A 13,582-nucleotide genomic window follows, 5' to 3' on the forward strand; every position below is an offset into this window, starting at 1 on the left:
AGCTTGTTGCGCGAGCCCATTCGTGGTTAGGCTATGTCGCTAAATTACAAAGAGAAAGTGAGGTAACTTGTGGTAAGCAAAAGGAAAGCTGTTGCGCTGTCATTATGTTTAAGCGCCGGATCGGCGTGCGCCGGGGAATTTATGCTCGGCATTGGCGCAGCAGCCTGGAAATCGGAATACAAAGGCGTAAGCGGCTCCGACGAACTGGCGGTCTACCCCGTGGTATCTTATCAGGGAGAGCGTTTCAGCATCAGTGGAACGGGGGCTGATTATCGAGTCCTGGGCGATGGCGACAGTGGTTTTAACGCCACTATCAATCTTGGGATGGGAGACGGTGGATATGATGCCTCAGACTCAGTCGTTTTCGCCGGTATGGAGGATCGGGACGCCAGCATTGATTTGGGCGTAGGCCTGGAATACGCCTTTGAGCAGGGAACTCTGAGCGCCGCCATCGCGCATGATGTCTCGGGGGCCTACAAAGGTCTGGTAGGCAGCGCCAGCTTTTCATCACCACAAAAGTTGAGCGACACCATGTACTTGACCCCTTCGGCGGGCGTGTATTATCGCAGCAGTGATTACGTGGACTACTACTATGGCGTGCGCGACAGCGAAGCAACCTCCGACCGCGGCGCTTATGAAGGCGATGATACGTTGACGCCTTTTGTCGGCTATGAGCTGTTCACTGCGTTGTCGGAACACTGGCGTATTTCTCATTCAGCGGAAGTGCGCTGGCTGGGAGATGAAATCACTGACTCGCCGCTGGTGGATCGCAGCACAGTATGGAGCGCCGCGTTGAACTTCCTGTACTTGTTCTGAGCAAACCATGCTCGGATCAGCCATCAGACAGGGGCCAAATACGCCGTAGGGCTTGGCCTCTATTCCTCTGCCATCTCTCAAACCTGCCTATGAATTCTGAAGTTATTTGAAAAAGTGAGCTACCTCTCTGATTTTGATAAAAAATATCAGGTAATCGCTTTTCAATTTTTGATGAAATTGGCAGAATCACTCGTAACAAGGAATCTTCCCGCCGGCATGGAGCACGCTAAATCGTCGCCCTGTTGAGAGAGCTCGGAAGCCTTTCAAATCTACCGCTCACAAGGAGACGTTATCCATGGAGAAGACTGTTTGTTTTATAAGCGGTCATCTTGATCTTACCCCACAGGAATTCGAGCAACACTACGCTCCGGCCATTGACCAGGCATTGGAAAACCAAGCCGGTTTTGTTGTCGGAGACGCCCGCGGCGCGGACAAACTGGCGCAAGACTACCTTTTCGGAAAGTCCAACGCGGTCACTGTCTATCACATGTTCGACACTCCCAGAAACAACCCCGGATTTCTTACCCAAAGCGGCTTCACCTCCGATAACCAACGAGATAAACAGATGACCGTCGACTCTACCTGCGACATCGCCTGGGTCAGGCCAGGGAGGGAGAAGTCCGGGACGGCCAGGAATTTGGCGCGTAGGTAATGCAGGTTATAAGCCCTAGCTGGTTTTCACGCGGTGTGATGATTGTATTGGTTTCTTAGAATTGCTTGAAGTCTAAGTGTGATGCATCTGCCTAAAATGTAATTGTATTAACTGACTATTTGAAAGTGACGTGTTGGCAATGAACTATGTGATAGAAGATCTTACAGCACAAAATTTCCTGAAGGTGCAAGATGCTATTTTAACACATCGGGTAGTTCCAAAGTCGGGAAAGCGATGACAAGAGGCTCTTTGCCAAGACTCCCTTATATATATCCGACTCCGCTCGGAGAGATAAACGAAGGCGACTACTGGGTTATAGGTAGAGAAAGTGATTCCTGGCTTGTTCAATTGGATTCTGGGGTGCCGGAAATGACGATCTTTGTACTTTTCTTTAACGGTAATTTATACGAGGTAAAGAGTCTTTACCGAAATGCTTCAACTTTGGAACCCTTAACTTATATAGAAGATATTGAGTGCAGAGAGCAGGTGGAGATGGTGGTAATAAACGCCCTTTATGAGCTAGGTCGAACGATGAATTTTAAGGGTGAGTAGAGCGTAGCTTGCCGGTTATCTTTTATGGTTTAAAAATATGAGCTATTTGTCTGATTTTTATAAAAATAACAGATGTTCACTTTTTAAGAGTTGATGAAATTGGGAGAATCTCTCGTAACAAGGAACCCCTTCCTGCCGGCATGGAGCGCGTTAATTTGTCGCCCTGTTGAGATAGCTTGGAAGCCTTTGAACCTACTGCTCACAAGGAAACGTTATCTATGGATAAGACTGTTTATTTTATAAGCGGCCATTTTGATCATACTTCACAGGAACTTGAGCAACACCTCTCTCCCGTTATTGACGATCTGGCGCAGGACTACCTCAAGGCTAAATCCAACGCGTTCATTGTCTATCATATGTTCGACTCCTTCCCAGAAACTCTCACCCGACTTATGAATAAGTCGAGAAGTTAGCCTTTGGAAAGGCGCCTGCTGGCCCAGAGCCTATTTTTAGGCGTTAATTGTCGTTTTGGTTCGTTTAATGAGGAGGAATACTGAAGCGGAGATCAGGAGGAAGATTTATTTATTTTTTTGTTTTAATGGCTTTTTAGTGGTGATGTATACATACGAGACAGCATGCAGGGTTTGACAAATGGGAAGATATAAAAAGTGTATCGATTGGAGCATTGCACTGTTTTTCTTAGCTGGTAGTCAGCATGGATATGCGGATAGTGAGGAGACTAACAGGAATGCTAGCTTTGCGGGGAATATTGAATATAGCCCTGACCTATGTAAGAAGAATGCGGAAGGAAATGTATATGTGGCTTTGGGGAAAACAGTATTCAGGTTTCCCCACGAGACTAGCCTACAGTTCCGAGCAGTCAAAGATAGTGAAGATCTACCTCATAGGCCTGATCCTACGGAGCCAGAAGGTTGTCCAGATAATCCCGTCGCTACAAAAGGTATAAAGCTAAATTATAGACTGAAAGATACAGGTGGTATCAGTGCTGATTTGAAGCTAATGCCGGAAAGTATTTCTCTAACCTATTCTGGAAATAGTTCTGGAGTGCTTCAAGATAGAACTGAGAACCGGTTTTATCAGGCAAAAGGGAGTTATAACAACTGCGAGTATACTGAGGAGGGACTCGAAGCATGCTATTGGAAGTCAGCTGATGAGCGCCCAAAGCATTTGCTTGCTGTTGGGTATAAAGCTCCTGAAAGTATTTATAAAACCCCTTTGGGGCGACCTTTCTTTGTCGACTGTTGGGGAGGGGGACCTATTCCACTAAATCAATGTACAGTCTCATATGTAGTAAAGGGGCGTGTTGATGTTATGTATAAATTTTACAAGGAGTACTTGCCTATTGGGGTTGTTGTTAAGTATGACCGAGAGCTTCGCGATATAGTAAATAAGGCTATGGTAGTTGATTATAAATGGCCGGATAACTGATTTAGGTGTAAAGGAATGACAAAAAAAGTTGTATATGAACGTGGGCATGGTGGAATAACCTTAACTCAAGAGCAAGTTGAGACATTAAAGGTTATGTTGGATGATCAATTATTAAAATATAACTCTAAGCCGGATGAAGTTGGGCTGGGTGAGCCATTATATAAAGCCCTTTTTGAGATGATTAGCGATCATGTCGATGGTGAGTATGTTGCTAAGCAAGGAGTAGACCCTGCTGTATGGCGTTGGATAGAAGGAGCGCAAGGTGTCAATACAGGTAAGGGATTCTATGCGGATTACATCCGGGATTATACTAAAATACAGTATAAAATTCGTGGAGGTGATCCAGCTCTGGCCGAAAGAAAGAATCAGCAAGCCTCTAACTTGATTGCATTTAATTTAGTGGATGACGTGATTAATTATGGTGGCGAACTTCCTGGTGTAATGGGCCTCGGGGCCATCGACGCGGGAGCCGCTGCGAGTACTGTTTTTAGCGGTATGACCCCTCATATGGAAGGGGATTACGCTCCATGGGCGGGGACGCAATTGTTTCCCTATTTAGGCATAGACAATTTCTTTAGTGATTTTCTTCTAAGCTCTGAAGATGTAGTCGCCAATATTCCTTTAAATGGCGAATATAGAAGTGTCACAGTTAAGCATCTTGATGGAACTTATGATTTAATTGCGATGGTTCAGGCAAGCCAGGAGGCTGCTTGGAGTGCTGGCAACTCGAATAGATGGGAGGCCATAATAAATTTATTTGGCGGCCCTGCTGTCCTTGATACAGATCAGTCTGATCTGGTTAAGTCATTAGATGATTTTTTTTGGCGTTCATATGGCTTGACGAAAGATGATGGGTTTGAGCTGGGCAATGACCTGCCTTTTGGCGACATGGGTGACCGTATCGGATCTGTTTTTGGTGAAGAGTATATTTCCGGCACCTATGGTGATGATGCTGAACTACAAACTAATTCAGGCGACAATATTGTTCATGCAGGCTTGGGTGATGATGTAGTAATTGGATCTGATGATGATGATCTTATTGATGGAGGTAAAGGGGTTGATACAGTTAAATACACCACTGTAAATGATTCGCTTAGCGTCTCCATTGATGATAATTTGTCAGGGGATGCTTTATTTAAGTACCGTTTTAAAATTGAGTCCGACGGGTTGATTTCTAGCTGGCGAGACTATTTATACGATGTCGAGAGACTTGAGCTAGGTGCTCAAAATGATTCTTTGGTTATATCTGGTGTAGATACTGAAAAACTAGATGGCCTTGAATATATAGACATGGGAGAGCAAGAGCAGGATAGCGAAGGTGATACGTTAGATATATCCAATATGTCTGGCGGCGTAGTTATAGCAAGAGAGGGTAACGAAGGAATAACAGTAAGGGAATCTAAAGGCGATGGCTCGATAGTTGTTAGAAGTGTTGAAACGATCAAGGGCACATCACACAATGATGAAATAGAGGTTGGAGATAATGGCGTCCGAATTTTTGGAGAGAGTGGTAACGATACTCTGAAGGGCGGCAAAGGAGAGGATCGCCTCGAAGGTGGAGATGGCTCCGACACCCTCGAAGGCGGAGAAGGTTTCGACACCTATGTCTCGGATAGTTCCGATACGCTGAAAGATTCTGACGGCAATGGAACCGTCAAACTGGAAGACACTACGCTTGTGGGTGGAACTCGCAAAGAAGATGATCCGGAGAATATTTATAAGAGTAAAGACGGCCGCTTTACTTATGAATTGAATGGATCGGTGCTTACCATCAACGGCGGCCTGACCATCAATGATTTCTCCAACGGCGATCTCGGCATTCGTTTGGAAACCGAGGAAGAGCCGGAGGAGCCGCCCGAGCATGATCCTGATAACTCTGTTGTGCGACGCGATCCGCTGGCGTTTGACCTGGATAACAGCGGTACGGTTGAAACCTCAGCATTGGCGGCTTCCACTACTTATTTCGATATCGACAGCGATGGCATCGCTGAAAGGGTCGGCTGGATTAACGCGCGGGATGGCCTGCTGGTCAATGACCTGAACGAGAATGGCTCCATTGATGATATCAACGAGCTGTTCGGCGGCGCGGATATGGATGGCTTTGAAGCTCTGCGAGTGGCGGGCGATGAGAACGAAGACGGCGTCATCGACGCCAAGGACGCCATTTACTCCAAATTACAGGTATGGACTGACACTAACCAGGATGGCCTGAGTCAGGAAGGCGAGTTGCACTCTTTACAAGACCTGGGGATTGAAGCGATCAAGCTCGACCATGAAACGGTCGATAAAGACAGCAACGGCAACCGCATCATTGCAGAAGGTTCGATTATCCGTAACGGTGAAGAGGCGTACGCCGCCGCATTCGACCTGCAACTGGATAACCGCATCACCAAAGACCCCGGTTCCCACACCCTGAACCAGAGCGTATTGCAGGACCTGTTGCAGCGAGGCATTCAGGCGCCGCTCCTGCGAGGTTTCGGCAGCGTCAAAGATTTACAAACGGTTTATGCGCAGAACGAAACTACATTGGCTTTGGTGCAATCGTTGGCTAATTCCGACGCTAAAACCGTCTACGACAACTTTGAAAAAGTGCTCGCGGACTGGTCTGGACTGACCGCACTGCGGGAGCAGGCGGGTCTGGATACCAGCAAGCCCCTGTCTACGCCGGAAAAATTGTGGATTCTGGAAAGCTTCTCTGGCCTATCCCAGTTCAAGGAAACCATAGAAAACCAGTTCGCAGAAGGCAAGTCGCCCTATGTGAGCCGCATCAATACCCGTTACCTGAACGAGCGTTTCCATGCTTTGAGCATGCACTTCGCCAATCGCTTTTTGGCGCAGTCTGTCCTGGCGGACGCCTTTTCTGGCGCTTTGTACTCCATCAGCAGTAACAAAATGATGGTGACTGACGCGGCGAAACTGCAGGCGTCTCTGGCTGAATACGCCAAAAATGTGAGTTCCAAAGACGACGCTACGCTGCTTGCGCAGGTGTACAGCGCATTCCGCACGCAGCTGAATATTGATGAAAATGCGGTCGCCGCCCAGTTGCAGGGGTATGAAAACGCCTCTGTGTTTCATGATTTGCTGACCGGCGCGCTGCAGGACGTCAGTATTTGGAATAACAATTACTCCGGCTCGGAAGGCCGCTCCTACATTATTGGTTCCGCAGGCGCAGACCGTCTTAACGGCAATGGCGGCGATGATGTGCTGGAGGGACGTGAAGGCGGTGACACGCTGACGGGCGGCAAAGGCTCAGATCGTATTGTCGGCGGCGTTGGTGACGACAACCTGCAAGGCGGTGAAGGCGATGACCGCTATGAATTCAGCGCAGGAGACGGCAGAGACGTCATCAACAATTCCAACGCAGCGGGCGAGGACCGGATTTACCTTGACGCCAGCATTGCCCAGAACGACGTGCGCTTGGCGCGTAATGGTCGCGATTTGCTGGTGCATATTGGCGAAGAAGGTCAGTTGATTCGCGTCAGCAGCTACTTCAATGAAGATGGCGCTACGGGCTACGCAGTGGATTTGATTGAGTTTGCGGACGGAACCGTCTGGGATGTCGCTACAGTCAAGCAGAAAGTACAGATTCCCACTGGCGGCGCTGATGAGATTTGGGGCTACGATGCCGTTGACGATAACCTGAAAGGCTTAAGTGGTAATGACTCTCTGTATGGCCAGGCAGGCGCGGATACTTTGAGCGGTGACGCTGGCAACGACTATCTTCATGGCGGCCAAGGCGACGATAAGCTTTATGGCGGTGAGGGCGCCGATAATCTGCGCGGCGATATAGGCGATGATCTGCTTGTCGGCGATGGTGGCGATGACTCTTTGTCCGGCGGCGCAGGTAAGGATGTTTATCAAATCGCTAAAGGCGACGGTCATGACACAATAACGGAAGAATATTCTGAAACGGTGGTGGACCGTGTAGTCTTTGGCGCAGGCATCCTGGCGGAAAATACCGTATTACTGCGTCGTGGCTGGGACCTTCTGGTCAGCATTGATGACGGTGCGCAAACTGTTCGCATCAATAATTACTTCAATAAAGACGCCTCTACAGGATATGCCCTGGAATTCCTCGAATTTGCTGATGGAACTCTTTGGGATATCGACACAGTTAAGGCGAAGGTGCTGATTCCTACAGAAGAAGCCGATGAAATCTGGGGCTATGACGCCACTGATGACAACCTGACCGGCTTGGCGGGCAATGACGTTATCCGAGGTCAGAAAGGCAATGACGTTATCGACGCCGGCGATGGCGCGGACAAGCTCTATGGGGACGAAGGCGATGATGTGCTGACTGGCGGCAAAGGCGATGACAGCCTTGATGGCGGCGCAGGCAGCGACACCTTCCACTTCAACTTGGGCGATGGGGCCGACACGATCATCGACCGTAATCAAAACGGCTCCGACGTTAACACGCTGCAATTTGGACCAGGTATCAGCAAAGATGATTTCTGGGTGCGCCGCAGCGGCGACTCCCTGGTGCTGTTCCACAAGAATATGCAGGATCGAGTCACTGTCAGCCGATATTTCGAAAACGATGGTCTTGGCGAATACGCGTTAAGTCACATTCGTTTTGACGACGGCTCGGAACTGGATCTGGACGAGCTCAAGCAGCGCGCCATTCAGCCCACCGACGATAGCGATACCATCTATGGCTTCTCCACTAACGACGTGCTGAACGGCCTGAAAGGCAATGATGTGCTTTATGGCAAAGACGGCGACGACATCATTCTTGGTCAGGAAGGTGAAGACAGATTGTTCGGCGAGAACGGTCAGGATGAACTGCAGGGCGGCCTGGGTGAAGACTCACTGTGGGGCGGCGCCGATAATGACCGTTTATTCGGCCAGGAAGGCAATGACACCCTCTATGGCGGCGATGGCGATGATGACCTCATTGGCGGCGTAGGCGACGACCGTCTGGAAGGCGGCGCCGGCGACGATAACTATTACTTTACCAAAGGCGATGGGAAGGACTCCATTTACGATAACAATGGAAAAATCACGATCTATGTCTCTGAGATTGAACTGGATGACGTGATCTTCCGGCGTAATGGTCGTCATCTGGACGTATTGTTCAAACAGACCGATACCGACAAGATCACCATTCGCGATTACTACCCGGACTTTGGCGGCATCGCTGGACGCAGCATCGGCTTCTTCCTGCCGGGCTCTGGTTTGTCGCATCTGTTTTCTGCTGAAGACATCAATGCGAAATCCATGGAGGCCACAGAGAAGGCGGACGTGATCTACGGCGATCTGAACGATAACCGTATTGACGGCTTGCAGGGCAACGATTTGCTCAATGGCGATCGCGGTAATGACGAACTGCTTGGCGGCGCCGGCAATGACCAGCTTCTTGGCGGCCATGGCGACGATACGCTGAACGGCGGCGTGGGTGACGATACCCTGACTGGCGGCGAAGGCGCGGACGTTTATCAGTTTACCTCCGGCGATGGGCGCGATGTCATCAACAACAATGACAGCGGCGGCGTTGACGCTGTGGTATTCGACGCCAGTGTGGCTTCTGCGGACGTCCGAGTTTCCCGCGCCAGTAATAACCTGCAGCTGGATTACGGCTCAGGCGATCAAGTGCTGGTGCATGACTTCTTCCGCAACGAAGGGACCACCGGCTACGCCATTGATGAAGTGCGCTTTTCAGACGGAACCGTCTGGGATAAAGAAACCTTGCTGGATATGGCGTTGATCGGCGGCGACGGCGATGAAACCCTGATCGGTTACAGCACTGACGATATCCTGAGCGGCGCTGGCGGCGCTGATACATTACTGGGTAATGACGGTGCCGATAGCCTGTCCGGTGGCGCTGGCGCGGATGATCTGCAAGGCGGGGCCGGCAATGATGTGCTGTCTGGCGACGCGGGTGACGACAAACTTGCCGGCGGTGAAGGCGACGATCTGTATCGCTTTGCCCAGGGCGATGGCAAAGACGTCATCACGGACGCCAACGGGACGGATCGCATCGAGTTCACCGATATTGTCTCGACTGCCGTACGCGTGCGTCGTGAGGGCGGCAGTCTGGTGATCAGCGTTCCTGGTAGCGATGATCAAATGACGATCACTGGCCAGTATCTGGGCGAGCAATTGACGCCTGCGGCTTCCAGCGTGGAAAGCGTATCGTTTAGCGATGGCGTGACCTGGGACTTCACGGCGCTGATGGCGCAGGCGGTTGTCGGTAGCGCGGATGCGGATGTGATCCAGGGCTTCAGCAATGGTGAAGTCATCAATACCCTGAATGGAAACGACAAGGTTCGCGCCGGCGACGGCGATGATGAGATCGACGGCGGCGCTGGCGATGACGAGCTGTATGGAGAAGGTGGCTCCGACCTGCTTAAAGGCGGCGGGGGCGTGGACCGACTCGACGGCGGCGCGGGCGAAGATCGCTTATTCGGTGGCGACGGCGACGACACGCTGTTCGGCGTTTCCGGAAACGATGAGCTTTTCGGCGAAGAAGGCGCAGATACGCTGCGCGGCGGCGATGGTCAGGACCAGTTATCCGGCGGTCTCGGCGCTGATGAACTATTCGGCGATAGCGGCGCGGACGTTCTGTCTGGCGGCGAAGGAAACGATACGCTGCATGGCGGCTCCGGCGATGATGTTCTGAACGGCGACGCTGGCGATGACAAACTGTATGGCGATGGCGGTCAGGACGAACTTTACGGCGGAGCCGGTAAGGACGAACTGTACGGTTCCGGCCAACTGTTTGGCGGCGAAGGAGAAGACTTGCTGGAAGGTCAGGGAACGCTGGACGGCGGCGACGGTAATGACGAACTGCGTGGCCAGGGCTCCGATACCCTGTTGGGCGGCGCTGGCGACGACGTGCTGATCGCCAACACCAACACCTGGGCGGACACTGTGAATACCCTGGCGGGTGGAACCGGTAATGACACCCTGTACGGGTCATTTGGCGGCGACACCTATCTGTTCAACCTGGGTGACGGTCGCGACACTCTGATCGAGCGCAGAGAAGGCGAGGCGTTCAACAACGTTGAACCGTCCTCTGATACGCTGAAGTTCGGTGATGGCGTCAAGGCGTCCGATTTGTCTTTCACGCGTCGTAGTAACGACCTGATCATCGAGCACAGCAATGGCGCGGATAGCGTCACTATCAAGAACTGGTATCTGGGCTCCACCAACCACTTCAAGGTTAATCAGTTCCAATTCGCGGATGGCGTCGTTCTCAGTGACGCGGACGTGGAAGCGCGAACCGTAACGCTGGGAACTGACGCGGGCGAAACCCTGACCGGATATCGCGACCTGAACGATGAAATCCATGCGGGCGGTGGCGACGATAAAGTCTGGGGCCGGCAAGGAAACGACACTATCTACGGCGACGCTGGAGTGGATTACCTGGATGGCGATGAGGGCGACGACCGTTTGTTTGGCGGCGAAGGCGACGACAACCTGGTGGGTCGCATTGGCGATGACTACCTGGAAGGCGGCTTGGGCGACGACAGCCTGCAAGGTAACGAAGGCGCTGATGAGCTGTATGGACAGGACGGCGAAGACAGCCTTTTCGGCGGCGCCGGCGATGACTTGTTGGATGGCGGCGCTGACAAGGATTACTTCGAAGCCGGAGCTGGCGATGACAAGGTGTTCGGCGGCGACGGACACGATCAATTGAGCGGCAACGCTGGCGATGACGAATTGACCGGAGGCAAGGGCGATGACAAATACGTCTATGGCCCGGGCGACGGTCATGACGTGATCTTTAATGGCGACGGCGGCTTTGACGGTGTGCTCTTTGGGGGCGGACTGAGCGAAAGCCGACTGACGTTCAGTCGCGACGGCGATGATTTATTGATCGCCATTGATGACGGCGTCAATGACAGTGTGAGGGTCAAAGACCACTTCAAGGGCGGCGATTTCGCCATTGACTGGGTGCAGCCGGATGGCTCCTCCATGATCAACACCGCCAACATTAACAAACTGGCGGCGGGGGGCGATCCTGACGACGGCGGTTCCAATGGCGAGTACGACAACGTCATGGAAGGCACTGACGACGGCGAGCAGATTGCTGGAACCAACGGCAAGAACCTGATCAGAGGCCTGGGCGGCGGCGATACTATCTTTGCCTTCGGCGGCGATGACCGCATTGAAGGCGGCGATGGCGACGACCATCTTTACGGTGGTAATGGCAGTGGCGTCGGATCTGGCGACGATGTGATTATCGGCGGAGACGGTAATGACGTGCTGGTAGGTGAAGACGGCGATGACATGCTGTTTGGCGGCGCCGGCGACGATCACTACTACTACAAAGCCGGTCAAGGTGTGGACGTGATTGACGCCAGAGGCGGCGGCACGGACTGGGTGTTCTTCCTGGATGGACTTAACCGCTCTCGTCTCAGCTACCACCAGGACGGCAATGACCTGGTGATACTGGTCGACGGCGATCTGGCGCAACAAGTGCGAGTCAAGGATCACTTCCTGGGCGGCGAACACGCTATCGCTTATGTCCAGCCGACAGACGGCGGCAACGCCATCAGAGCCAGCAGTCTGGTTGGGATGTTGACGCCAATGCCTGATGGTTCTGGCGGCGATAACGGCGGCGGTACCGATACCGGTGGCGACAATGGCGGTTCCGACAATAATGGTGGGACTGACAACAATGGCGGAGACACCGGCAACGGCGATGGAGAAACACCACAGCCGCAACTGGGCGAAGACGACGTCATCAACGGCTCTGACGCTAACGACACTCTGATTGGCGGTTCCGGCGATGATACTTTGTCTGGTGGCGCGGGCGACGATCTTCTGCTGGGCGGCGTCGGCGACGATGTTTATGTCTACACTGGCGGTCAGGATGTGCTGCGTGACGCCTCAGGCGTGGATACGCTGCGCTTCAGCGGCGGCATCAGTTTCGGACAGGTGTCTTCTGGCCTGACCAAGGCAGGCAATGATCTGGTGCTGAAAGTCAGTGGCGGCGGTCAAGTCACGTTGACGGACTTCTTCCTGGGCGGAGATGCTTTGGTGGAAAACATCGAGTTCGAAACCGGCGGTCAGATTTCGGCGCAGCAGATCTTTGGCGTGTTCGGCCTGTCTATACCTGCCGCCAGCCCCTACGACCAAACGGTCGACGGCACGCAGAACGGCGACAGCGCCTTGACGGCGGGAGACGGTCGCGATCTGGTTCGCGGTTTCAATGGCGACGATACTCTTAATGGCGGCAAAGGCGACGATCTGCTGATCGGCGGACGCGGCGACGATGTCTATGTGTTCAACGCTGGCGGCGGCAAGGACGTCATCGACAACACTGGCGGCGGCTTCGATACCCTGCGCTTTGAGGGAATCAGCTTTGGCCAGGTTTCCAGTGGGCTGCAGCGTAACGGCGATCACTTGACGCTAAATGTGAGCGGCGTATCGGATTCGGTCACCTTGAAGAACTTCTTCAAGGGCGGCGACCATGCGATCGACCGTATTGAGTTCGCCAGCGGCGGCCAAATCACCGGTGACCAGATCTTTGGCGTGTTCGGGATGAGCAATCCTGATTTGGACGGTTCTCCGAATTATTCCGGACTACCAGACGAGCGCGGGTTTGGCACGGTAACGATCGCGGAAGCGGGTGCGGACGTGATAGTCGGCTCCTCTGATGGCGACCTCATCGACGGCGGCGCGGGAGATGATCATCTCACCGGTGGTCGCGGCGATGACTACCTGATCGGAGGCGCTGGTAATGACACCTACCACTTCGCCGCTGGCGATGGTCGCGACACCATCAACGACTACGCGGGAGCGGGTGAGGATCAACTGCAGTTCGCTGCGGGCGTCGACGAGCAGAACCTCTGGTTCTCTCGCGATGGCGACGACTTGGTGATGGATCTGTTGGGATCGCAGGACCAAGTGCGGGTTCAAAGCTGGTTTGCAGATAACTCACAGCAACTGGAAATGGTGCGCACTGACGATGCAGTGATTGATGCCGGGCGGATCGAGCAGTTGGTGTCGGCGATGGCCGCATTCGACGCGCCGGTTGGTGGAGAAATCACGCTGTCTGAAGAGCAGCAGAGTCAGGTGAACGCGGCGATCGCCGCGTCCTGGCAAAGCGCTTAATGGTCCAAGTCGGAAGGGGCGGCTTCAGTCGCCCCTGATGACGAGGATGTAGCCTGTCTATGAAAAACCGCGGCGTTAGGCCGCGGTTTGTTTATGCGTCAGACATAT

General features: G+C 52.7%; 5 protein-coding genes. All 5 read left to right on the forward strand.

The window, feature by feature from the left end; genetic code table 11:
• The first annotated feature begins 141 nt into the window (after positions 1-141).
• The 5 genes from AC2IBB_RS13585 to AC2IBB_RS13605 all read left to right on the forward strand — a co-directional run bounded on the left by AC2IBB_RS13585 (position 142) and on the right by AC2IBB_RS13605 (position 13,474).
• Complete coding sequence (locus AC2IBB_RS13585; protein ID WP_486333372.1) at positions 142-816, forward strand: MipA/OmpV family protein; 675 nt, start codon at positions 142-144, stop codon at positions 814-816.
• Between the two features lie 295 nt (positions 817-1,111).
• A complete protein-coding gene (locus AC2IBB_RS13590) occupies positions 1,112-1,468 on the forward strand; it encodes a hypothetical protein (RefSeq protein WP_486333373.1) in 357 nt (118 codons plus the stop codon).
• A gap of 770 nt (positions 1,469-2,238) precedes the next feature.
• Positions 2,239-2,433, forward strand: coding sequence for a hypothetical protein (locus AC2IBB_RS13595; protein ID WP_486333374.1), 195 nt, complete (start codon positions 2,239-2,241; stop codon positions 2,431-2,433).
• Between the two features lie 178 nt (positions 2,434-2,611).
• Positions 2,612-3,409, forward strand: a complete 798-nt coding sequence (locus AC2IBB_RS13600; RefSeq protein WP_486333375.1) for a hypothetical protein — start codon at positions 2,612-2,614, stop codon at positions 3,407-3,409.
• Positions 3,410-4,246: 837 nt separating this feature from the next.
• The gene (locus AC2IBB_RS13605; RefSeq protein WP_486333376.1) at positions 4,247-13,474 is read left to right on the forward strand and encodes a calcium-binding protein; all 9,228 of its coding nucleotides are present in this window, start codon (positions 4,247-4,249) and stop codon (positions 13,472-13,474) included.
• Positions 13,475-13,582: the final 108 nt, after the last annotated feature.

It is taken from the genome of Hahella sp. NS-SX17, assembly GCF_057367735.1.